22 protein-coding genes are annotated in these 22,922 nt (G+C 46.7%); all 22 read left to right on the top strand.

Going from position 1 to position 22,922, the window contains the following annotated elements; genetic code table 11:
* Positions 1–115 precede the first annotated feature (115 nt).
* The 22 genes from HP570_RS02210 to spoVS all read left to right on the top strand — a co-directional run bounded on the left by HP570_RS02210 (position 116) and on the right by spoVS (position 22,853).
* Complete coding sequence (locus tag HP570_RS02210) at positions 116–841, top strand: GntR family transcriptional regulator (protein WP_015891694.1); 726 nt, start codon at positions 116–118, stop codon at positions 839–841.
* Between the two features lie 57 nt (positions 842–898).
* Positions 899–1,945: a BMP family lipoprotein gene (locus tag HP570_RS02205; protein ID WP_015891693.1), complete on the top strand. Its 1,047-nt coding sequence runs from the start codon at positions 899–901 to the stop codon at positions 1,943–1,945.
* A 93-nt stretch (positions 1,946–2,038) separates the two neighbouring features.
* Complete coding sequence (locus HP570_RS02200; RefSeq protein WP_015891692.1) at positions 2,039–3,580, top strand: ABC transporter ATP-binding protein; 1,542 nt, start codon at positions 2,039–2,041, stop codon at positions 3,578–3,580.
* On the top strand, positions 3,573–4,646 hold the full coding sequence (locus tag HP570_RS02195) for an ABC transporter permease (RefSeq protein WP_015891691.1): 1,074 nt from the start codon (positions 3,573–3,575) through the stop codon (positions 4,644–4,646). The genes HP570_RS02200 and HP570_RS02195 overlap by 8 nt, the downstream gene beginning before the upstream one ends.
* The gene (locus HP570_RS02190) at positions 4,646–5,605 is read left to right on the top strand and encodes an ABC transporter permease (protein ID WP_015891690.1); all 960 of its coding nucleotides are present in this window, start codon (positions 4,646–4,648) and stop codon (positions 5,603–5,605) included. Before HP570_RS02195 ends, HP570_RS02190 begins: the two co-directional genes overlap by 1 nt.
* A 128-nt stretch (positions 5,606–5,733) precedes the next feature.
* Entirely contained in the window at positions 5,734–6,912 is a 1,179-nt protein-coding gene (locus tag HP570_RS02185; protein ID WP_173624763.1) for a stalk domain-containing protein, read from the top strand.
* Between the two features lie 53 nt (positions 6,913–6,965).
* Positions 6,966–7,121, top strand: a complete 156-nt coding sequence (locus HP570_RS02180) for a hypothetical protein (protein WP_016743372.1) — start codon at positions 6,966–6,968, stop codon at positions 7,119–7,121.
* 211 nt (positions 7,122–7,332) lie between these two features.
* Positions 7,333–8,628, top strand: coding sequence for an EF-P 5-aminopentanol modification-associated protein YfmF (gene yfmF, locus HP570_RS02175; RefSeq protein ID WP_173624762.1), 1,296 nt, complete (start codon positions 7,333–7,335; stop codon positions 8,626–8,628).
* Position 8,629: 1 nt separating this feature from the next.
* Entirely contained in the window at positions 8,630–9,922 is a 1,293-nt protein-coding gene (gene yfmH / locus HP570_RS02170; RefSeq protein ID WP_173624761.1) for an EF-P 5-aminopentanol modification-associated protein YfmH, read from the top strand.
* 7 nt (positions 9,923–9,929) lie between these two features.
* Positions 9,930–10,667: an elongation factor P 5-aminopentanone reductase gene (ymfI, locus tag HP570_RS02165; protein ID WP_087346722.1), complete on the top strand. Its 738-nt coding sequence runs from the start codon at positions 9,930–9,932 to the stop codon at positions 10,665–10,667.
* A 100-nt stretch (positions 10,668–10,767) separates the two neighbouring features.
* On the top strand, positions 10,768–11,037 hold the full coding sequence (locus HP570_RS02160) for a DUF3243 domain-containing protein (RefSeq protein WP_015891685.1): 270 nt from the start codon (positions 10,768–10,770) through the stop codon (positions 11,035–11,037).
* A gap of 108 nt (positions 11,038–11,145) precedes the next feature.
* Positions 11,146–11,925, top strand: a complete 780-nt coding sequence (locus HP570_RS02155) for a YmfK family protein (protein WP_015891684.1) — start codon at positions 11,146–11,148, stop codon at positions 11,923–11,925.
* Between the two features lie 12 nt (positions 11,926–11,937).
* On the top strand, positions 11,938–12,837 hold the full coding sequence (locus HP570_RS02150) for a helix-turn-helix domain-containing protein (protein WP_173624760.1): 900 nt from the start codon (positions 11,938–11,940) through the stop codon (positions 12,835–12,837).
* 111 nt (positions 12,838–12,948) lie between these two features.
* A complete protein-coding gene (rimO, locus tag HP570_RS02145) occupies positions 12,949–14,295 on the top strand; it encodes a 30S ribosomal protein S12 methylthiotransferase RimO (protein ID WP_064202400.1) in 1,347 nt (448 codons plus the stop codon).
* Entirely contained in the window at positions 14,296–14,871 is a 576-nt protein-coding gene (pgsA, locus tag HP570_RS02140) for a CDP-diacylglycerol--glycerol-3-phosphate 3-phosphatidyltransferase (RefSeq protein ID WP_015891681.1), read from the top strand.
* A 107-nt stretch (positions 14,872–14,978) separates the two neighbouring features.
* Positions 14,979–16,223 carry a competence/damage-inducible protein A gene (locus HP570_RS02135; RefSeq protein ID WP_173624759.1) on the top strand — a complete coding sequence of 415 codons (1,245 nt, stop codon included), beginning with the start codon at positions 14,979–14,981 and terminating at the stop codon, positions 16,221–16,223.
* A gap of 8 nt (positions 16,224–16,231) precedes the next feature.
* Complete coding sequence (locus HP570_RS02130) at positions 16,232–17,821, top strand: DEAD/DEAH box helicase (protein WP_015891679.1); 1,590 nt, start codon at positions 16,232–16,234, stop codon at positions 17,819–17,821.
* Positions 17,822–17,987: 166 nt separating this feature from the next.
* Positions 17,988–19,046 carry a recombinase RecA gene (gene recA, locus HP570_RS02125; protein WP_015891678.1) on the top strand — a complete coding sequence of 353 codons (1,059 nt, stop codon included), beginning with the start codon at positions 17,988–17,990 and terminating at the stop codon, positions 19,044–19,046.
* 69 nt (positions 19,047–19,115) lie between these two features.
* Positions 19,116–19,757: a RecX family transcriptional regulator gene (locus HP570_RS02120; protein WP_015891677.1), complete on the top strand. Its 642-nt coding sequence runs from the start codon at positions 19,116–19,118 to the stop codon at positions 19,755–19,757.
* Between the two features lie 271 nt (positions 19,758–20,028).
* Positions 20,029–21,570 (top strand): ribonuclease Y, encoded by a 1,542-nt coding sequence (gene rny, locus HP570_RS02115; RefSeq protein WP_007719154.1) that lies wholly within the window; start codon positions 20,029–20,031, stop codon positions 21,568–21,570.
* Positions 21,571–21,679: 109 nt separating this feature from the next.
* On the top strand, positions 21,680–22,474 hold the full coding sequence (locus HP570_RS02110) for a TIGR00282 family metallophosphoesterase (protein ID WP_015891676.1): 795 nt from the start codon (positions 21,680–21,682) through the stop codon (positions 22,472–22,474).
* Between the two features lie 118 nt (positions 22,475–22,592).
* Positions 22,593–22,853 carry a stage V sporulation protein SpoVS gene (gene spoVS, locus HP570_RS02105; protein WP_003385776.1) on the top strand — a complete coding sequence of 87 codons (261 nt, stop codon included), beginning with the start codon at positions 22,593–22,595 and terminating at the stop codon, positions 22,851–22,853.
* Positions 22,854–22,922 lie beyond the last annotated feature (69 nt).

Raw genomic sequence — 22,922 nt, 5'->3', positions numbered from 1 at the left:
CTCATGTAAAATTTCTAAGAGATTGACGGAAATTGTTGTTATTAAGTCTCATACGAATCAGAGGTCTGACGTCCTACCTGTTGGGATGGCTGAAGGACAGCAGGAGTGAATGATGATGAGCATCAAAGGGAATGTTCGATCACTGTTTCTCTTGGTAATGGACAAGATCAAGAGTGATATCGAAACCGGACTTCTTCGTCCTGGTGAACGCCTCCCTTCTGAAGCCGAACTATCCAAACAGCTTGGTGTAAGCAGGGCGACGCTTCGCGAGGCACTCCGACTTCTTGAGGAAGAGAAGATTGTCATTCGTAGACACGGTGTAGGTACCTTTATTAATTCAAAGCCTGTTTTTTCAGGTGGGATTGGGGAACTCTTTAGTGTGACGGATGCAATCGAGCGTCAAGGATATACGGCAGGAACCTTGATCCTGAAAACATCCTTTGGCGAATCTGCTGAAGAAGAGAGGAAGCGACTTGCCTTAAATCCGGGTGAAGGCGTTCTCATAGTAGAGCGAATTCGAACGGCTGACGGTGAGCCTGTGGTTTATTGTGTGGACCGCATTCCTGCACATCTGGTGCCCGAGGGCTATGCGGCAAGTGGAGAGTCTATCTTCAAATGGCTGGAGAGCGTAACAGGGGTAAGGATCGCATACGCAGTAGCTGATATTGAACCCGTGGGCTACAATGAAAAGGTTTCCAACCTGCTGCATTGCGATAAATCTGCTCCCATGCTCTTGCTCAAACAGATTCATTACGACGAAAGTGAAAAGCCAGTGCTATACTCCCATAATTACTTCAGAGCTGACAAAATTCACTTTCATGTCGTACGGAGACGGTTGTAACTGTGGGGGCAACCTCACTCAACAATTTCATCAACTAAAAACAGGGGGTAATCTCAGATGAAGAAAGTTCTATCCGTGCTTTCTGTGGCAACACTCAGCCTGTCGCTCGTTCTCGCTGGCTGCGGAAGCAAACAAGAAGCACAGCCTCAAGGCCAAACTGGTAGCAATGGAGGCGCTCCAGCCGCTAGTGCTATCAAAGTAGGTATGGTTACAGACGTTGGCGGTGTAAACGACAACTCCTTTAACCAGAGTGCTTGGGAAGGGCTGCAAAAACTCCAAACCGAAATGAATCTCCCGAAAGAAAACGTAAACTATCTGCAATCAAAATCAGATGCTGACTATGTACCAAACCTGACTCAATTCGTAAAAGACGGTTGGGATCTGACTTGGGGTATCGGCTTCTTGATGGGTGACCACCTGAAAAAAGTAGCAAATGAAAACAAAAACGCAAAATTGGCGATTATCGACGCTGAAGTAGATGCTCCTAACGTAGCATCTGTACTCTTTAAAGAGCATGAAGGCTCCTTCCTTGCTGGGGTAGTTGCAGCGAAGATGACCAAAACGAAAAAGGTTGGATTCGTGGGTGGCGTTGACATCCCGGTAATCAAACGTTTTGACCTTGGTTTCGAAGCGGGCGTAAAAGCTGTAGATCCAAGCATTCAAGTAGTGAAAGTTTACACGGGTGCTTTTGACAAACCAGATATGGGTAAATCTACTGCTTCCTCCATGTACGGTCAAGGTGTGGACATCATCTTCCACGCTTCCGGCGGTACAGGCGACGGTGTGTTCAACGAAGCAAAAGACCGTAAAGCTAAAGGCGAGAACGTATGGGTAATCGGTGTTGACAAAGACCAATCCCTGACTTTCGGCGACGAAGTTACATTGACTTCCATGGTAAAACGTGTTGACGAAGCAGTTATTCGTGTATCGAAAGAGCTTTCTGAAGGTAAATTCAAAGGCGGAGTACAATGGCTCGGACTGGCTGAAAACGGTGTAGGTCTGGCTGACACTTCTACGAAGAATGTTCCTGAAGACGTACTGAAGCTGGTTGAAGAATACAAGCAAAAAATCGTTAAAGGCGAAATCACAGTTCCTGATAAGTAAAAACCAAGGAAGTTGCAAATGGACAAGGCTGGTTTGAGCTACTGGCCTTGTCCTTTACCTTCACACTAGACCCGAAAAATGGGGTGAGCATGCATGAACTCGGTAAAAAAAGTGGTTGAAATGAGAGGGATCACAAAACGGTTCCCAGGCATTGTTGCGAATGACAGTATTACGCTGTCTGTAGGTAAAGGTGAAATTCATGCGCTGCTCGGAGAGAATGGCGCGGGCAAGTCCACACTCATGAATATCTTGTTTGGTCTATATCAGCCGGATGAAGGCGAAATTCTGATTAACGAGAAAGTTGTACAGATCACAAGTCCAAGGATTGCAAACGAACTTGGTATCGGAATGGTTCACCAACATTTTATGCTCGTAGAAACATTTACAGTCACGGAAAACATTGTGCTAGGAAATGAACCGAAAAACGGGTTGAAGATAGATATTCAAAGCGCTGAGAAAGCGGTAGAAAAACTGTCGAATCAATACGGGCTCAAAGTTGATCCGAGAGCAAAAATTCAGGATATCTCAGTTGGGATGCAGCAGCGTGTAGAGATTTTGAAAACGCTTTATCGCGGTGCCGACATCTTGATTTTTGATGAGCCTACGGCTGTATTGACGCCGCAGGAAATCCATGAACTTATCGAGATCATGCATAACTTGGTAAAAGAAGGTAAGACGATTATTCTGATCACACACAAGCTGAAAGAAATTATGGCTGTATGTGACGCGGTTACGATTATTCGTCGAGGAAAGGTCATTGACTCCGTATTGGTAAAAAATACGAATCCAGACGATTTGGCTGCGAAAATGGTTGGTCGTGAAGTGAACTTCCGAGTCGATAAAACGGAAGCAAAACCAAAAGAAACCATCTTGGCCGTAGAGAATGTGACTGCAATGGGTAACCGTGGTGTGAATGCGCTGAACAATCTCAGCCTAGAGGTTCGCGCTGGAGAAATCCTCGGAATTGCTGGAGTCGACGGCAATGGCCAAAGTGAACTGATTGAAGTATTAACTGGCTTGCGTAAGGCAACAAGTGGGCGTGTCCTTCTTAATGGCAAAGAAATTACGAATCAAAATCCGCGCAACATCTCAGAATCAGGATTGTCGCACATTCCTGAAGACCGACATAAACGAGGATTGGTTCTTGATTTCACCATGAGTGAAAATATGGTATTGGAAACGTACTTCCATCCAACGTTTTGCAAAAACGGTTTTCTTGATTATGGCGCTATTGACAAGCATGCGGCTAAGCTTATCGAAGAATTCGACGTTCGAACTCCGAGTATTTACACGCCAGCACGAGCGCTTTCGGGAGGAAACCAACAGAAGGCGATTATTGCCCGCGAAGTGGACAAGAACCCGGATTTGCTGATTGCGGCTCAACCTACTCGTGGCTTGGACGTAGGGGCTATCGAATTTATTCATCGTAGGCTAATTGATCAACGCGATCAAGGAAAAGCGGTTCTCTTGCTTTCCTTGGAGCTGGATGAGGTTATCAATGTGTCCGACCGGATTGCGGTTATATATGAGGGAGCTATTGTGGGGATTGTCGATGCAAAATCAACAACGGAGCAAGAGCTCGGCTTGATGATGTCCGGCGGAAAAGTAATGCAAGGAGGGGGAAACGATGAATAAAGTTATTGCAGTCTTCACGAAAGAATCGTTTCTCGTTCCTGCCGTTGCGATCATTCTTGGTCTTTTGACCGGAGCAATCGCAATGCTGGCAGGTGGATTTGATCCAATCGCTGCCTATACGGCTTTGATTAAAAAAGTATTTGGAAGCGCGTATAACTTTGGTGAAACGATTCGCCAAATTACCCCTTTGATCTTTACAGGTTTGGCTGTAGCTTTTGCTTTCCGTACCGGTCTTTTTAACATCGGGGCAGAAGGTCAATTTATCGTAGGGATGATTGCTTCTACTGTCGTAGGTGTTTCTTTTGACCTTCCAGCTATCATTCATGCTCCACTTGCTATCCTTGCAGGTGCTTTAGCAGGCGGTTTGTGGGGGGCCATTGCCGGTTATTTGAAAGCAGCACGTGGTGTCAATGAGGTTATTACCAGCATCATGTTGAACTGGGTAGCACTGTACTTTGCAAACTGGATCATGAATGCTTTCTTTATTCCAGCAGGCAAGCAAACATCTGAAGAAGTAAAGGATTCTGCGATCATTACCATTGGATGGCTCGCTGAAATGTTTGACAATGCTCGTTTGCACTGGGGTACACTGATTGCTGTACTTGCAGCTATTTTCTTCTATATCATCCTTTGGAAAACAAAGTCTGGTTTTGAATTGCGTTCCGTTGGTTTGAACCCGCATGCTTCTGAGTATGCTGGTATGAACGTGAATCGTAATGTTGTAAAGGCCATGTTTATTGGTGGTATGTTTGCAGGAATTGGTGGGGCTACTGAGATTTTGGGCGTTTTCCACTATCAAGCGATTATGACGCAGCATACGGGCTATGGATTCGATGGAATCGCGGTAGCATTGATTGGCGGAAATACTCCGTTCGGGGTTATCCTTGCTGCCATCTTGTTTGGGGTTCTTACATTCGGTGCGAGCGGCATGCAGTTTAGTGCGGGTGTACCGTTTGAGTTGATTCGCGTCGTGATTGCTTCTGTTATTTTCTTTGTTGCCGCACATGGCATCGTGAAAATTTTCGTTAAGCCAATCTTGATGAAGAAAAAGGAAGGTGGAAACTGATGGATTGGGGATTAATTCTTAGCAACCTCGTTCATGATACCATCGTGTTTTCCACTGCCTTGATTTTTGCCGCATTGGGTGGATTGTACTCGGAGCGTTCTGGTGTCGTGAACATTGCGCTAGAAGGTATGATGATTATCGGTGCTTTTACTGGTGCCGTAATGACCTATGCTTTCCAAGATTCATTTGGAGCTTGGGCACCGTGGGTCGGATTTATTGCGGCTGGGATTGCCGGTGCTATTTTTGCCCTACCGCATGCCGTTGCTTCGGTTACATTTAAAGCGGACCAGACCGTCAGTGGTGTGGCCCTGAACTTCTTGGCAGCGGGGCTTTCCATTTACCTGACCAAAATTATTTTCAACGGAGCAGGTCAAACAACAACATTGACCTCTGTATTTAACAAGTTCAGTATTCCTGGATTAAGTGAAATTCCTTATATCGGACATGCCATTTTTGAGGCGTATCCGACTAGCTATTTGGCTTTCATTGCTGTATTCGTTACTTGGTATGTTATTTTTAAGACACCATTCGGATTGCGCTTGCGTTCCGTTGGTGAGCATCCGCGTGCGGCTGATACAGTCGGGATCAATGTGAAGAGAATGCGCTACACGGCTGTTATGATCAGTGGGCTGTTGGCTGCATTGGGTGGAGCTACGATTTCCTTGACGACAACCAGTAACTTCTCCCATAACACGGTTTCTGGACAAGGTTTCATCGCAATTGCGGCCTTGATCTTTGGTAAATGGCATCCAATGGGTGCGATGGGAGCAGCATTGTTCTTTGGTGTCGCTCAAGCGATTAAGTCTTTGGTGCAAATCTTCGGATTGACCAATTACATTCCTACTGAATTTATCTTCATGCTTCCGTACGTACTGACAATTCTCGTGATGGCTGGTCTGGTAGGACGATCCAGTGCTCCAGCGGCCCTCGGCAAACCTTACGATACGGGATCGCGTTAATCATTCGTTGACAAAATTTAGCGTCTAGAACCTGTCACTTCCCCTGTGCGATAATTTTTGTGACTGCTTGCGGTCCACAAAAAACGGTCCTATCCGTTTTAGCAAATTGTCTGTGGGGAGGGAAAAAGATGAACCGCTGTCTACGTGAGTACAGCAGTTATCGATGGAACAGGATTCTAGGCGCTTTTGTTTTTTGCCTGATGATAGCCGTACCCGGTGGAATGGTTTTTGCAAAAGAGCCAGGACCTGTTATTTCTGTTGTTATCGATGGAATGGGCGTCCAATCTGATGTAACGCCCACCCATCGAAATGGGCGAATGCTCGTTCCGATACGAGTAGTTGCAGAGGGAACAGGCTCAGAAGTAAGCTACGAAGCCGCCACTCAAAAAGTATCACTCAACAAAAAAAGCAAGCATATATCCCTTACGATTGGCAGCCAGACAGCATATGTAGATGGAAAACGCTTGAAGATGGATGTCTCTCCAACCATTGTGAATAAGCGGACGCTTGTTCCGATCCGATTTATCTCAGAGGCATTTGGTTATCAAGTCCAATGGGATGAGAATACGGCCGTTGCATACATACAATCCAAACCAGTGGAAGACAAGACAACGAGTGTCAAATACTCGTCGAATCCTTATGTCGTTCAACAGGGTGATACCTTATCAAAAATTGCAGCTCGCCACGACACGAACATGAGTGCCATTCAAAAAAATAACCATCTCTCTTCTGATGAGTTACTGGTGGGGCAAGTTTTATTTTTGCCAGATGGGGCACAAAGACCTGAGCACTCTACTGCCACAAAAATTGCGGATGATCAATTGATTGGGAAACAATTTCGGTTTCCTTTCCACGAAAAAAGTTGGTATGAGCCATATGGGGATAGCTTCGGATCCGATCGAGAGTGGACGGAGACGAATAGCGGCAGTGTCCGTAGTCACGAGGGCATCGACATTATGGCACCGAAAGGAACGCCGATTTACTCGGTATCCGATGGGACGATCAACAAAGTGGGCTGGAATACGTATGGTGGCTGGAGAGTAAACATTACGGATGAGAATGGCCAATATCGGATGTATTACGCTCATTTGCAGGCGTATACACCAGGATTGTATGTTGGGAAAACGATAAAAGCTGGGCAGTTGATCGGTTTTGTTGGAGATACAGGCTACGGTGGAACGGGGACAGTGGGAATGTTTGAACCTCACCTACATTTTGGCCTCTATCGTAACAGCACGGGGAAGGCAATCGATCCGTATGATTACTTGCGGGTTTGGGAGCAAAACAAAGTGGAAAGTCCCCTTTAAAATTGGGACAAACTACTACGGAGTACCTTCACGAATAAAAGGAGGCCCTTCGTATGTGGACTTGTCCGTACTGTGGGGGAAGCCACGGCTTACCCTTTCACGATGAGCAACTGGATGGCATGCTCTGTCTCTCGTCTGATTGCGGTCGATTTGTTGAAGAGCATAGCACATCGGATGATCCCGGGGACTGGGATGCAATGGATATGTAAGGAAAAGAGTGAACGCCCTTTGTAAAACAGGGGCCGTTCGCTCTTTTTTTATTCAACGGAAGCGCTGTGATTTACGTATTACGGGACTTGCGTGAGCGCATAGGATGAAGCACTGGGATATATAATGGAAGATTCTGATGCTTGATGCCCTGACAATTGGTTACAATAGAGAAGAATATGAAGTAAGCTGATGGAGAAGGGAGATTGAACTATGACTGCTACTACAAACGAAATTGCATTTCAAAGCTCCCAAATCAATGGGATGAACGTACATATCCTTCCAACCAAAAAGTTCAAGACCACGACGATCGTGACGATGATTGAACAGGCGTTATCGGAGGAGCACGTAACAAAAACAGCTTTGCTTGCGATGGTCATGAAACGTGCCAGTGCTCGTTTTCCGGAAACGAAGCTATTGCGAGCACATTTGGATTTCCTGTACGGAGCCATTTTTGATGTCGATGTGATGAAAAAGGGCGAACGGCAAATCCTGCAAATTTACATGGAAGTACCGAATGAAAAATATTTGTCCAATGAAGCCTCACTTTTGGGGCAGGCCATCGAATTCGTAGGAGATATGCTCGTCAGACCATATGTACAAAACAACGCTTTTTCTGAAAAGTACATGGCACAGGAAAAAGAGACGCTTCGTAAACGGATAGAGAGTTTAATCGACGATAAAATGAAGTATGCGAACCAACGCGTGACAGAAGAAATGTGTAAAGGGGAACCATTCTCTCTTCTCGTCCAAGGTCGTGTGGCGGATTTGCCGAAGATCACTGGTCAGGAGCTGTATCAATATTTTAAAGAAATAACAACGACGAATCCAATCCATATGTTCGTGGTGGGCGATGTCGAGCAGCAGGAAGTGAGCGAGGCTATTCGCAAGCACATTCCCTTGGAACGCTCCCAAGTAGGAGAACCACAGATCGAATCGACCGCGAAGGACGTATCTGCTGAAAGCGAAGTGATCGATCGACTCGATGTCAACCAAGCAAAGCTCAATATCGGGTGCCGTACGCAGATCACTTATAAGGATGAGGACTACCCGACGCTGTTGCTATATAACGGGATTTTAGGCGGTTTTCCTCACTCCAAGTTGTTTGTCAATGTCCGTGAAAAAGAGAGTCTTGCTTACTATGCCGTATCCAGGCTAGAGAGCCACAAAGGGATTCTCATGATTATGTCCGGGATTGATGTAAGCAAATATCAGCGTGCGGTTGAGATTATTAAGCAGCAGCTTGATTTGATGCGACAAGGAACCATATCGGAAGAGGAAATGAGCCAGACACGTGCGACATTGTCTAACCAGTTCCTCGAACTATTGGACAGCGCTCGCGGCATGATTGAATTTACGTACAACGGTGTGATTAGCGGACGTCCTCGGAAAATCGAAGAGCTTTTGGCGGGGATCAACCAAGCGACCATTGAGGATATCAAGAAAGTAGCAAACAAGGTGACAATCGATACGATTTATCTGCTACGGGACAAGAAGGGAGAGGCATAAGATGCAGACCACTGATTTTGAACAAGTAAATGAAACGGTATATCATGAAGCTCTCCAAAATGGATTGCAAGTCTATTTGGTTCCCAAACAGGGCTTCAGCAAAACATACGCTGTGTTCACAACGCGGTACGGCTCCATTGATAGCCATTTCCGCACCCGAAGCGGGGAAGAAATCAATGTTCCCGACGGCATTGCGCATTTTCTAGAGCACAAAATGTTTGAGAAAAAAGATCGGGATGTCATGCACGAATTCAGTAAAAACGGGGCGAGCTGCAATGCGTTCACGAGCTTCAATCGTACGGCTTATTTGTTCTCATCCACAGATAAGTTAGATGACAATCTGAATCTGCTGCTTGATTATGTGCAGGACCCGTATTTCACAGATGCAAGTGTAGAAAAGGAAAAAGGAATCATCGGCCAGGAAATCACCATGTACGAGGACAATCCGGACTGGAAGGTGTACATGAACCTTCTAAAGGCCATGTACCAGAAGTATCCGATTAACATTGAAATTGCGGGTACGATCGAGACGATCTCTCATATTACAAAAGAAAATTTGTATCAGTGCTATGAAACGTTTTATCATCCTGCCAATATGCTTCTGTTGGTCGTGGGCTCCTTTGAACCAGAAGCGATTATGAAGCTCATTCGTGAAAATCAGGGAGCAAAGGAGTTTCCTCCTGCGCCACAAATCACGCGCGTTTTTCCAGAAGAGCCATCAGAGCCAGCGGAAGCGAAAGTAGAAGCGTTTCTAACAGTGGGTCTGCCCAAATGCATGATTGGAATCAAGGAAAAGGAAAACGGTCTAACCAAGGAGGCCTTGTTAAAACGCGAGTTGACTACTAAACTGGTATTGGACATCGCGTTCGGCACTAGCTCCGCTGTCTATGAGCGTTTGTATGACAGCGAGCTGATTACGGAAAGCTTTGATTTTGACTACAGCAGTGAGCAGGATTATGCGTATTCGATCATCGGTGGAGATACACCTGATCCAGAGCGTTTGGTGGAAACGATCAAAGCAGAAATCGAACAGTTGAAGCAAACTGGTATAGCCCAGGAAGATTTTGAACGTGCGAAGCGTAAAAAAATCGGAAACTTCCTACGTTCTCTAAACTCTGTGGAGTTTATCGCTAACCAGTTTACCAGCTTCAAATTTAACGGGAACGATCTGTTTTCCGTAGTGCCGACCTTGGAGTCGATCACACGCGAAGATGTGGAAAAACGTTTGAAGGAGCATTTTTTAACCGAGCAGATGGCTGTTTCCATCGTTCGTTCCGCTTCGCCACAGGAGTAATGTATTCATGTTCAAGCAAGAGACGCCATGGGCGTTAATTACGGGAGCTTCCGGAGAGATCGGGCAGGCGATTGGTGCCTACCTGATTGATGCGGGGGTTCCCCTTTATCTGCATTACAATCGAAATAAAGAAAAATTAGAGCCATTGGTGCAAAAATGCCAGGAGCGGGGCGTTCCGTTCGGCATCCTTCAAGCTGATCTGCGGGATCCACAGCAAATTGCGGCGATGTTTGCTCAGATGCAGGCTGCACCACTGTTGATCGTAAACAACGCCTCAGTGGACGATGTCGGATTATTTACGGATGTGACTGTCGAGAAATTCGATGAGCTCCTTGCCCTCAATGTTCGATCCGCTTTTTTGGTCTGCCAAGCTGCTGTTCCGGCCATGCTACGTGCAAGGTATGGGCGCATCGTCAATATTTCTTCCATATGGGGGCTTACTGGCGGTTCGTGTGAAGTACTGTACTCCATGACCAAAGGAGCAATCAATACGTTCACCAAAGCCTTGGCAAAGGAAATGGCACCAAACGGAATCACGGTAAATGCAGTCGCTCCTGGAGCGATTGCTGGTGGAATGATGGAGCGCTTTGCTCCGGATGAAATGGAAATGATCGCGGAAGAAATACCTGCCAACCGTCTTGGACAACCCTATGAGGTAGCCGCAGTCGTGCGTTTCTTGCTTTCGGCGGATTCCAGTTATGTGACAGGGCAAGTGATTAGTCCAAACGGTGGATGGTACACCTAGAAGCGAAGTATGCATGAATAAAAAACGAGAAATGATGGAATTCTACCTTTTGTGTGGGCAGCAAATCTGTTCGCAACGTACAAAAGGAGGGAATTTCCCTATGTCGATTCTTGACAATTTCAGCGACTGGAAAGCGTTTCTCGGAGATCGGGTAGAACAAGCGAAACAAGCCGGGATGGAAAGCGAAACGCTTCAAAATGTAGCTTATCAAATCGGTAGCTATCTATCTGAGCAAGTAGACCCGAAAAACGATCAGGAGCGTCTGTTGAAACAGCTGTGGGACGCAGGTGATCAACAGCAGCAACAAGCTTTGGCAACACTCATGGTGAAGCTTGTTCAGAATCGCAATGACGCGAACGCTGGCAGCTAGCCATTCAAATCCCCTACTTTTGGGGATTTTTCTTTTCGCGATTGTCGAATGAAACGAACGTGATATACTACATAAGAAGAGAATTCTGGTTGGCGGAGAGGATTGCATATGGAAGCGAAGAAAGAATGGTACATGGAGTATGAGATTGCCCGTAACCGTCCCGGTCTCTTAGGGGACGTATCTTCTATTCTGGGGATGTTGAACATCAATATCGTGACGATCAATGGTGTGGATACCATGCGCCGAGGTATGCTGCTTTTGACCGATGATGATGAGAAAATGGAGGTTTTGCGCAACGTTGTGCAAAAAATGGACAACATAACCATAACGAGGTTACGTCCCCCGACAATGCTGGATCGCTTGGCTGTTCGCCACGGTCGCTATATTGAACGGGATAGCGAGGACAAAAAAACGTTTCGCTTTGTTCGTGAAGAGCTGGGCTTGCTGGTCGATTTCATGGCAGAAATCCTGAAGAGGGAAGGTCATCAGCTCATCGGGATCCGTGGAATGCCTCGTGTAGGGAAGACTGAATCAATGATTGCTGCCAGCGTATCCGCCAATAAACGTTGGACATTTATTTCCTCCACTTTGTTGCGCCAGACGGTGCGTAGTTCCTTAGCCATTGATGAAATGTCTACTGATCATGTATATTTGATAGATGGAATTGTCTCAACGCTGCGATCGACAGAAAAGCACTTCACCTTGCTTCGGGAGATTATGAACTTTCCTGCCGCAAAAATCATTGAGCATCCGGATATATTCGTAAGGGAATCAGAGTATCAACTTGATGATTTCCATTACATAATTGAGCTGCGTCATCATCCGGATGAAGAGATTACCTATGAGCTTATCAACAATCGCGGCTTTGATAATTTCGAAATGAATTAAGGAGGGGCAGCTGTGTCTGAGCTAGGTCAAGTCCTGCAAAGGGCCCGCGAAGAAAAAGGAATCACGCTCGACGACATCCAACGTATCACCAAGATACAGCGGCGATATTTGGAAGCAATTGAAAGGGGTCATTTTCACGTACTTCCTGGCCACTTTTACGCGCGTGCATTTATAAAGAGTTATGCGGAAGCTGTCGGTCTAGACCCGAACCACATCCTGAATCACTTTCAGTCCGATTTGCCGGCCCAGCCACCTACAGAGCAAGTAGAGAGACTGCGTCGCAGACGAGTTGCTTCAGCGAACAATCCATTACAAGCGGGGCGATGGGTGACCAAAACCTTGCTCGTATTGTTTATTGCCTTGATTATCGGGGTTATTTATTTCGCTGTCGTCAACAACAACGGAAGTCAGTTTACTCAACCAGTGCCGGGGGGAACTGTTAACCCTGGAGCGGAAATTGTCACGCCTGGTAATGGTGGTGGAGCGGCAACATCCCCGATTGCTCAACAACCGAAGCCTCCTTCTATTACCACACCGAACCCTCAAACAGGAACAAACCCACCTGAGACCGTTACGGAAACTCCTCAGGCAACCATCACATTTGAATCGCAGCAAGGTTCGATGTATAACTATTCCTTGCAGGGTGGAGAAAAAATCACGGTTTATCTGAAGGTGAAAGAAGAAACAAGCTGGTTTGGTATATCGGAAGGAAAAGGAAAAAAGTATGTTGAGCAGGGCACGCTCAAGAAAGATCAGGAAAAAACGATTGAGCTTGGGAAATCCGCTTATATTCGTTTGGGCAAACCGACTGTATTGGAATTAAAGGTGAACGGAGTCTTGATAGACACGTCTAAAATGAAGTCAATGCCGTCCAATATTACGATGAAAGTAAAAGAGGCGGTCACCCAGTAGGCAAGCATATGCTTGCCTTTTGTTCTTTTCTCTTTTTTGACACTTCCTTTAGGCTTATATTATACTGGTTAGGTGTAATATGGGTTGGTGTGACCAATTGGAGGAAAAAAGATGACAGAGAAGGTAGGCACGCGTGAAAAAGTAGCGATTGTTACGCTGGGCTGTGAAAAAAATCTCGTTGATTCGGACATGATGGCCCATCTGATAGATGAAAAAGGTTATGAACTGGTTGATAACCCGGAAGAAGCAACTGTGGTTATCGTCAATACCTGCGGTTTCATCGATGCAGCCAAGGAAGAATCCGTAAATAAGATTCTGGAAATGGGTGAATTGAAGGAATCCGGCAAACTGAAATCGCTTGTGGTGGCAGGCTGTCTCACACAACGTTACAAAGAGGATATCTTGAATGAGATTCCTGAGGTGGATGGCATTGTCGGAACAGGCGATTTTATGTCGATTACAGGTATTATCGAAGAATCTCTAGAGGGCAAGCGACCGATCTTTGTAGGAAATCCCATTTTTACGTACGAAGATGTAGTGAAACGGAAAGTAAAGCAAGGCACGTACACCGCATATATTAAAATTGCCGAGGGCTGCGACAACGCCTGTACGTTTTGCTCGATTCCTTTGATGCGTGGAGGATTCCGCAGTCGTACAATCGAATCCATCGTGGAAGAAGCTCGTCATTTGGCGGCACAAGGGGTCGTAGAAGTGAGTCTGATCGCACAAGATTCTACGAACTACGGAACAGATATTTACGATGGAAAATTGATGCTTCCTGAACTTTTAAACCGTCTGGCAGAAGTCGAGGGCATCGAGTGGATTCGTCTTCACTATGCATACCCTGGATTTTTCACGGATGAACTGATCCACACCTTTGCTACCAATCCAAAAGTATGCAAATACGTAGACATGCCTTTGCAGCATTCAGAAGACCATATTCTGAAAAGAATGCGTCGCCCAGGAAGACAGACGGACATTCGTGCGCTGGTAGCAAAAATTCGCGCACAGGTCCCAGATGTTGCACTGCGTACCTCTTTGATCGTAGGGTTCCCTGGGGAAACAGAGGAAGACTTCGAGCGTCTGAGCGAGTTTGTCAAGGATATCCGCTTTGATCGACTGGGTGTGTTTACTTACTCCAACGAGGATGACACTCCAGCTTCCCGTCTGCCTGACCACGTAGACGAAGAGGTTAAAGAAAAACGTGCGAACATGCTGATGGAAATTCAGCGTGAAGTAGCCGGAGATCGCAATGGACGCTTTGTTGGTCAAGTCTTGGATGTATTGATTGAACGTTACGAAGGACGTAACGATATTTATGTAGGTCGAACACAGTATGACGCTCCGGAAATCGATGGTGAAGTATTCGTCACTGGTTTTAAAGGCGAACTGGGCACCATTGTAAAAGTAAAAATAACACACTCCTATGAATACGATTTAGCCGGGGAGGTAGTCTAGGTGAATCTCGCCAACCGCATCACCCTCGCCAGGATTTTTCTGGTGCCGGTAGTTATGTTTTTTCTGCTGGTGCGTTACAACATCGGGACATTTTCGATTGGTAGCCTGACGATGACGTATAATGAGCTGATTGCGGCTTTGGTGTTTATCCTAGCAGCCAGTACGGACGGACTCGACGGTTATATTGCACGGAAGAAAAAAATCGTGACAAACTTGGGGAAGTTTCTGGATCCGCTTGCTGATAAGCTATTGGTTTCTGCCGCACTCATTTCGCTGGTAGAGATGCAGCGTTTGGAAGCGTGGATTGCGATTGTCATTATCAGCAGGGAGTTTGCGGTAACGGGTTTACGATTAGTTGCTGCGGCAGAAGGACAGGTAATTGCTGCGAGTGCATTGGGCAAACTGAAAACATGGGTGCAGATCGTAGCGATTACGGCTGTCATGATTCGCAACTTCCCATTTGGTTTCTTCGGCATTCCGTTCGACGAATTAGCTACATGGGCGATGGTGATCATCACGATTTACTCAGGGTACGACTACTTTGCGAAAAATCGTAACGTGATCCAATACTCGTAATGCGGGTATTGGTCTCTTTTTTCACAAGACTCTTCTCTTGAGCGTTTGCAAGTGATAAACTGTTAGTTTAGAGGCTTTTCTACTCTCAAAGAGAATGGATGAGGAAGATGAGAGCGGAGATTATCGCGGTAGGTACCGAACTTTTGTTAGGCCAGATCGCTAACACCAACGCACAGTTTCTTTCTCAGAAGCTGGCGGAAATTGGCGTGGGAGTTTACTTTCATACGGTTGTGGGAGACAACACGGAGCGATTGCTACAAGTGATTCGATTGGCATCAGGACGATCTGATCTCGTCATTTTCACGGGTGGGCTAGGGCCGACTCAAGATGATTTGACGAAAGAAACCGTGGCGGGGCATGTAGGCATTGAATTGGAAACGAATTCAGAGGCCATGGAGAGAATTGAAAAATTCTTTTCGCAACGTGGGATTGTCATGACGGAGAACAATCGTAAGCAGGCGCTGGTGCTTTCTGGCAGCCATGTATTCTCCAACGATTTCGGGATGGCGCCGGGGATGGCGATCCGTCATGACAGTAGTACGTTCGTGCTATTGCCTGGACCACCTAGTGAGATGTATCCAATGGTGGAGAATTACGTGATGCCTTACTTGACCGATTTGCTCCCCGATAAACAAGTGTTTCATTCTCATGTACTCCGGTTCTACGGAATAGGCGAATCCGCTTTGGAGGAAAAACTGCTTGATCTGATCGAAAAGCAGGACAATCCAACGATCGCTCCATACGCCAAAGAATTCGAAGTAACACTGCGAATTACGGCAAGAGCTGCTACAGTCGAAGAAGGAGAAACCTTGATTTTACCTGTAGAAAAAGAAATTCTCAGCCGTGTTGGTCAGTACATGTACGGGATGGGGGAGAACTCGTCACTGCATGATGTGCTAGTTTCTGAGTTGAAAAAGAGAAATGAGACAATTGCTTGTGCAGAAAGCTGTACAGGTGGAGCGATTGCCTCGTTGATTACCGCTGTGCCAGGAAGCTCACAAGTGTTTCGTGGCGGGGTAGTCTGCTACACCAATGAAGTGAAAAAACAGTTGCTCGAAGTACCTGCTTCCATTTTGCAAACAGATGGGGCAGTCAGTGAAAAAACAGCTCAATTGCTGGCTGAACATGTACGAGAAAAGCTGGGAGCTACTTACGGGATTTCCGTTACGGGAGTGGCTGGACCCGATCCTTCCGATGGCAAGCCTGTTGGCCTTGTTTACGTGGGGATCGCGGCAGAAGGAATGCCCACAGTTGTAAAAGAGCTGCACCTTGCCGGAAGAAGGCATGCAATCGTTGGGCGTGCCGCTAAATACGCGTTGTTTTATGCGTTGCAAATGCAAAAAGAAAGGTGATTTTTTTCATGACGATTTTTTCTGATTTTCCTTTACATAAATCTATTCTGCAAGCGATTCACGATATGGGCTTCGAGGAGCCATCACCGATTCAGGCAGCTTGCATTCCAAAAGTTTTGGATGGCGGAGACCTGATTGGTCAAGCACAGACAGGGACTGGTAAGACTGCTGCCTTCGGGATTCCACTTGTAGAAAAGATTACGCCTGCCAATCGTGTACAAGCGATCGTGTTGACTCCGACTCGTGAGTTGGCTATTCAGGTAGCAGGAGAGCTCTTGCGTATCTCCAAATACAACAAGGTTCGTACGCTGCCAATCTATGGTGGACAATCGATCGGACATCAAATTCGTGCACTGCGCCAAGGTGTACAAATCGTTGTAGGTACTCCTGGCCGTGTCATGGACCACTTGCGTCGCAAAACATTGAAGCTGGATCACGTACATACACTCGTTTTGGATGAAGCGGATGAAATGCTGGACATGGGCTTCATCGAAGATATCGAGACAATCATCAATCATATGCCAGATGAGCGTCAAACCTTGCTGTTCTCTGCGACGATGCCGCCAGAAATCAAGCGTTTGGCTACCCGGTACATGAAACAGCCGCAAACGATTGCGGTGAGCCGTGAAGAAGTAACGGCGCCATTGATCGAACAGGTATACTACAAAGTGTTTGACCGGAATAAAGTGGAGAGCCTCTGCCGCATCTTGGACAGTGAGGATGTCGAGCTGGGTATCATTTTCTGCCGTACTAAGCGCGGTGTAGATGAGTTGTCCGAAGTGCTGCAATCCCGCGGATACCTTGCGGACGGCTTGCATGGCGATTTGTCCCAGGCACAACGTGACAAGGTCATGAATGCGTTCCGTGAGGGATCGATTGAATTCCTGATCGCGACGGATGTAGCAGCACGTGGTATCGACGTAGGAAACGTCTCTCACGTAATCAACTACGATATTCCACAAGACTCTGAGAGCTACGTACACCGTATTGGCCGTACTGGTCGTGCAGGTCGCAAAGGAATTGCGATGACGTTGGTTACGCCTCGTGAAGTAAGACAAATGATGTTTATCCAAAAGCAGACAAAAGCACAAGTGCTCTCTCGCAATGTTCCTTCTTTGGAGGAAGTGGCTGAGCGCAAACAAGAACAATTGCGTGAACAGTTGACTAGCCTTTTGGAAAGCGATGCAATCGCGGATATGTATCAAAAAGTAGCGGATGCTCTCGTAGGTCAATACCCGGCTGAAAAAGTAGCAGCTGCTGCATTGCACCTGGCATTCCATACGGAAGCGGGACAAGGGCAGGAAGCAGAAGCGTACAACTTTGGTGAGACGGGTGCAGCAAAAGGCATGGTTCGCTTCTTCCTGAACGTAGGTCGCAATGCGAACATGAAGCCGCAGGATCTGGTACGAGAGATCTCTGAATCTGTTGGTATCCCAGGAAAATCAGTAGGTCGCATCGACATTTTCGAGAGCTTCACGTTTGTAGAGGTTCCAGAAGAGGTTGCGGCATTCGTATATGAGTCACTGCGTCAAACCCGAATCAATGGAAAACGAATCAATCTGGAGCCTGCAAAGCCTCGCGGAGCGAAGCGTTCCTAATTCAATAGAAATGAGAAGCAGTCATTTCGCTGGGAATAACCAGGAAATGGCTGCTTTTTTGTGATGCGAATATTTGTTCGTAAAAAATACTTGGCAAACACTTCTGTCTCGAGGTATGATGAAGACAAGCAAAACAGAAGCGAAAAGTTGAAAGGGTGTGTACCATTTGTCAGATCGTCGCGCAGCTTTGGAGAGTGCATTGCGTCAGATAGAAAAGCAGTTCGGTAAAGGTTCCATTATGAAGTTGGGGGAAGTATCCAACATCCAGATTTCTACGGCTTCTAGCGGTGCGCTTGCTCTAGATATCGCACTTGGTGTGGGTGGTTTCCCACGTGGACGGATTGTTGAGATTTACGGCCCAGAGTCTTCTGGTAAAACAACGGTAGCGCTTCATGCGATCGCAGAAGTGCAAAGACAGGGTGGTCAGGCTGCGTTTATCGATGCAGAGCATGCCTTGGATCCGGTTTACGCTGCAAAGCTGGGTGTGAACATCGACGAATTGCTGTTGTCCCAACCAGATACGGGTGAGCAAGCTTTGGAGATCGCGGAAGCACTGGTACGTTCTGGTGCAGTAGACATTATCGTAGTTGACTCCGTTGCGGCACTCGTGCCAAAAGCAGAGATCGAGGGCGAGATGGGAGATTCTCACGTAGGTTTGCAAGCACGCTTGATGTCCCAAGCACTCCGCAAGCTGTCTGGTGCCATCAATAAGTCCAAGACGATTGCGATCTTCATCAACCAGCTTCGCGAAAAAGTGGGAGTTATGTTCGGTAACCCGGAAACAACGCCAGGTGGACGCGCTTTGAAGTTCTACGCGAGTGTTCGTTTGGACGTTCGTAAAGCTGAATCTATCAAAGTCGGTAACGATATTTTGGGAAGCAAGACGAAGATCAAGGTCGTGAAAAATAAAGTAGCACCACCGTTCAAGGTTGCAGAAGTGGATATCATGTACGGCGAAGGTATTTCCAGAGAAGGTAGCATTCTCGACATCGGTTCCGAGATCGATGTAGTACAAAAGAGTGGCGCATGGTACTCCTTCAATGAGGAGCGACTCGGTCAAGGTAGAGAGAATTCGAAAGTCTTCTTGAAGGAAAATCCGCATATTGCCTCTCAGATTGAAACAAAGGTGCGCGAATACTTCAGCCTGAACCCTAGTTCTGTTCCAGAAGCAGAGGCAGAACATGACCCAGAGCAAGATGAAGAGCCTACATTTGATCTGGAGTAATGAAGAGTTGAAGAGCAGCCTGTCGATGAGACAGGCTGTTATTTTAGCTTTGCGAAGGAGTGACTCATCATGAAGAGCGGCCTGATCACTGCCGTTCATCGAGATATCAAACAAAAGCAACGCTACCATATCGATGTAGAAGGCGAGTATGCCATTACCGTACATGAAGACATACTGGTAAAGTACAACCTATTTAAGGGAACAGAATTAGACGAAGCTTTTTGCCGAGAAGTCCTGATAGCAGAAGAAAAGCATAAAGCGTATTTAGGAGCTTTGCGATACCTCGGCATACGCCCACGGACAAGCAGTCAGCTGCATTCTTATTTGGTAGAGAAGGGATTTTCTACGCAGATTGCAGAAGAGATATGTCAGCGCTGCATGGAACATGGCTACATCGATGATGAAGCATTTGCGAAGCAATGGGTAGACGAGCGATTGCGTTTGAAGCCGAGAAGCCCGTATATGCTGCGTATGGAGCTTACCCAGCGTGGAGTGGACAGAGCGATTGTAGAGGACGCAGTACGTGGCGTGTCTAGGCAGGCTGAACTAGATGCTGCTCGCGCATTGATAGAGAAGAAGGTGCGACGCATAGAAGGTGCACCGAACCCCGATGAAGAACGCAAGCTGCTGTCCATGCTGATGCGCAAGGGATTCTCCCATGCGATCATTCAACAAATGCGTGAAGAATTGCGTCGTAGAAGCGATAGTTAGGGTCAACTCTATTTGCATGATCTTGACAATTCTTGTTCACAAATAATAAAATAGGTTTGTATTTACTTGGTGTATCATAACTTTTGTGATTTGCTCACTCGATGCCTATGAAACAACTGAAAAACCGTGCGAAAGTAGTACGGATTCAGCGGACCGAGTAAAATCGGTCTTGTTTTATAGCCGAATGTTCAAATGTGAGAGCACTCCATGAAAAACAAATGCTTGGAAAGCGGGGAGATGTCTTACAATAAGGAGGTGAAACGAAAAACCTATGGATCCTATAATTACTGTTGTCATTGTGCTCGTTGCCCTGCTGATCGGCTTGGGTGCTGGCTACTTCACTCGTAAATCGATTGCGGAAGCGAAGATCTCCAGTGCAGAAGAAGCTGCACGACAGATCGTGGAGGAAGCCAAACGGGACGCCGAAGCTGTTAAGAAGGAGAAGGTGCTGGAGGCAAAGGATGAAGTGTTCAAGCTTCGATCCGAAGCGGAAACCGAATTGCGTGAGAGACGCAATGAGATCCAGCGTCAGGAACGACGAATTCTACAAAAAGAAGAATCGTTGGACCGTAAGATGGAACAGTTGGAGCGCAAAGAAGAAGAATTGTCTGAGCGTGACCGTGCCATCGCAGAACTGCAAAGCAAGGTAGAGCACTTATATAAAGAACAAGTATCAGAGCTAGAACGAATCTCCGGCTTGACGCAGGATGAGGCGAAGACGATTATTCTCACTGATGTGGAGAATACCGTCCGTCACGAAATGGCTGTGATGATCAAGGAGATTGAGACTCAGGCCAAAGAAGAAGCGGACAAGCGTGCTCGTGAGATCATTACGACCTCCATTCAACGTTGTGCAGCGGACCACGTAGCAGAAACAACCGTTTCTGTGGTTACACTGCCAAATGATGAGATGAAGGGACGTATTATCGGACGCGAAGGACGTAACATTCGTGCCCTGGAGACGTTGACTGGTATCGATCTGATTATTGACGATACTCCAGAAGCAGTCATCCTGTCTGGCTTCGACCCGATTCGTCGGGAGATCGCCAAGACAGCGCTGGATAAACTGGTAGCAGACGGTCGCATTCACCCAGCTCGCATCGAGGAAATGGTGGAAAAAGCGCGTCGCGAGGTAGACGAGCGAATCCGTGAATACGGTGAGCAAGCAACGTTCGAAACAGGCGTTCACGGCTTGCATCCAGATCTGATCAAGATTCTCGGACGCTTGCGTTATCGTACAAGCTACGGTCAAAACGTACTGAAGCACTCTATGGAAGTGGCACATCTCGCCGGTTTAATGGCGGCGGAATTGAAAGAAGATGTGAAGCTGGCCAAACGTGCAGGTTTGCTGCATGATATCGGAAAAGCGATTGACCATGAAGTAGAAGGTTCACACGTTGAAATCGGTGTAGAACTGGCTAAGAAGTACAATGAGCATCACGTTGTAGTGAACAGCATTGCGTCTCATCACGGTGATACCGAACCAACTTCCGTCATTGCTATGCTCGTGGGAGCTGCTGACGCTCTGTCTGCCGCACGCCCAGGTGCACGCCGTGAGACATTGGAAACATATATCAGACGTTTGGAGAAACTGGAAGAAATCTCTGAGTCGTTCGATGGCGTAGAAAAGTCTTATGCGATTCAAGCAGGACGCGAAATTCGCGTGATGGTTCAACCTGATAAGATTGACGATGCGGAAGCTACCCGTCTGGCACGGGATATCACGAAACGAATTGAAAATGAACTTGACTACCCAGGTCATATTAAAGTAACGGTTATCCGTGAAACACGGGCAGTTGAGTATGCAAAGTAAAGTGGCTGCGTGCCACTTTACTTTTTTTATCGCACACCAAATGCGTGACGAAGTCAAGTTTTCTAATGAGCAGAGGAATTGTGTATACTAGCAATGAGGTGATTTGGTAATGAAGTTGTTATTCATTGGAGATATTATGGGCTTGCCTGGCAGAGAGATCGTGAAAACATATCTGCCGTTACTGAAACGAAAATACAACCCTACCTTTATCGTAGCGAATGGAGAGAACGCTGCGCATGGTCGCGGGATCACAGAGAAAATTACCAAGGAGCTTTTCGAGTGGGGGGTTCACGCGATTACGCTCGGGAATCATACGTGGGATCAAAGAGAAATTTTCGATTTTATTGATGATGAGCCGCGGATGATTAGACCCGCGAACTTCCCAGAAGGGGCACCTGGAAAAGGGATTACATATATCAAACAACCTGAAGGGGAACTAGCCGTCATTAATTTGATGGGGCGTACGTTCTTGCCACCGCTGGACTGTCCGTTCCAAATGGCTGACAAGCTAGTAGAGCAAGCTCGGAAGCGCACGAAGCTCATTTTTGTAGACTTTCATGCCGAAGCCACATCGGAGAAGCAAGCAATGTCATGGTACCTTGATGGAAAGGTAACGGCAGTCGTGGGGACACATACCCATGTGCAAACCGCTGATGAACGTATTTTGCCTCAAGGAACCGGTTTTTTGTGTGATGTAGGAATGTGTGGCCCAAGTAACGGCATTTTGGGGATGGAACGCGAAGCTGTCATTAAGAAGTTTTTGACGCAGCTCCCTGTTCGATTTGAGGTAGCACCAGATCCTGCGCAGTTGAATGCAGTGTTGATTACCCTAGATAAAACGAATGGGCATGCGAAAAAAATGGAACGAATCAGAATTGACTCTGACCATCCGTTTATGGAATAATGGGAATAAGATTAGAATTTTTTGAATCTTTCATGCAAGTTAGCAGGAATTTTTAGGGGTTATGCGAATATCATTCTAATGATGACAGGATTCCTATCAGACGGGAGGTTCAAAAAGGATGGAAGTATTAAAAGTTTCAGCAAAGTCTAACCCCAATTCCGTTGCTGGTGCCCTTGCCGGAGTTCTTCGTGAACGAGGTGCGGCTGAGATCCAAGCCATTGGCGCTGGGGCGCTTAATCAAGCTGTGAAAGCAGTAGCAATCGCACGAGGGTTCGTAGCGCCGAGTGGAGTTGACCTCATTTGTATTCCAGCCTTTACCGACATCGTGATTGATGGAGAAGAGCGAACTGCAATCAAATTAATCGTAGAACCCAGATGATACAACTGCAAATGCTTCACCTGCCTGTTTGTTCGAAGAATGAACAGGTTTTTTCGTTTGTCCAGAAGT

Origin of the sequence: Brevibacillus sp. RS1.1, from assembly GCF_013284365.1 — a bacterium.
Taxonomy (GTDB): Bacteria; Bacillota; Bacilli; order Brevibacillales; family Brevibacillaceae; genus Brevibacillus; species Brevibacillus brevis_D.
This window is presented reverse-complemented; position numbering and strand designations above follow the sequence as displayed.

Excerpts from the sequence above, each read along its gene's own strand:
- HP570_RS02205 (WP_015891693.1), top strand. The coding sequence starts at position 899 with ATGAAGAAAGTTCTATCCGTGCTTTCTGTGGCAACACTCAGCCTGTCG.
- HP570_RS02180 (WP_016743372.1), top strand. The coding sequence starts at position 6,966 with ATGTGGACTTGTCCGTACTGTGGGGGAAGCCACGGCTTACCCTTTCAC.
- HP570_RS02200 (WP_015891692.1), top strand. The coding sequence starts at position 2,039 with ATGAACTCGGTAAAAAAAGTGGTTGAAATGAGAGGGATCACAAAACGG.
- HP570_RS02185 (WP_173624763.1), top strand. The coding sequence starts at position 5,734 with ATGAACCGCTGTCTACGTGAGTACAGCAGTTATCGATGGAACAGGATT.
- HP570_RS02210 (WP_015891694.1), top strand. The coding sequence starts at position 116 with ATGAGCATCAAAGGGAATGTTCGATCACTGTTTCTCTTGGTAATGGAC.
- HP570_RS02110 (WP_015891676.1), top strand. The coding sequence starts at position 21,680 with ATGAAGTTGTTATTCATTGGAGATATTATGGGCTTGCCTGGCAGAGAG.
- HP570_RS02120 (WP_015891677.1), top strand. The coding sequence starts at position 19,116 with ATGAAGAGCGGCCTGATCACTGCCGTTCATCGAGATATCAAACAAAAG.
- HP570_RS02160 (WP_015891685.1), top strand. The coding sequence starts at position 10,768 with ATGTCGATTCTTGACAATTTCAGCGACTGGAAAGCGTTTCTCGGAGAT.
- yfmH (WP_173624761.1), top strand. The coding sequence starts at position 8,630 with ATGCAGACCACTGATTTTGAACAAGTAAATGAAACGGTATATCATGAA.
- ymfI (WP_087346722.1), top strand. The coding sequence starts at position 9,930 with ATGTTCAAGCAAGAGACGCCATGGGCGTTAATTACGGGAGCTTCCGGA.
- rimO (WP_064202400.1), top strand. The coding sequence starts at position 12,949 with ATGACAGAGAAGGTAGGCACGCGTGAAAAAGTAGCGATTGTTACGCTG.
- HP570_RS02135 (WP_173624759.1), top strand. The coding sequence starts at position 14,979 with ATGAGAGCGGAGATTATCGCGGTAGGTACCGAACTTTTGTTAGGCCAG.
- HP570_RS02195 (WP_015891691.1), top strand. The coding sequence starts at position 3,573 with ATGAATAAAGTTATTGCAGTCTTCACGAAAGAATCGTTTCTCGTTCCT.
- HP570_RS02190 (WP_015891690.1), top strand. The coding sequence starts at position 4,646 with ATGGATTGGGGATTAATTCTTAGCAACCTCGTTCATGATACCATCGTG.
- rny (WP_007719154.1), top strand. The coding sequence starts at position 20,029 with ATGGATCCTATAATTACTGTTGTCATTGTGCTCGTTGCCCTGCTGATC.
- HP570_RS02130 (WP_015891679.1), top strand. The coding sequence starts at position 16,232 with ATGACGATTTTTTCTGATTTTCCTTTACATAAATCTATTCTGCAAGCG.
- spoVS (WP_003385776.1), top strand. The coding sequence starts at position 22,593 with ATGGAAGTATTAAAAGTTTCAGCAAAGTCTAACCCCAATTCCGTTGCT.
- yfmF (WP_173624762.1), top strand. The coding sequence starts at position 7,333 with ATGACTGCTACTACAAACGAAATTGCATTTCAAAGCTCCCAAATCAAT.
- HP570_RS02155 (WP_015891684.1), top strand. The coding sequence starts at position 11,146 with ATGGAAGCGAAGAAAGAATGGTACATGGAGTATGAGATTGCCCGTAAC.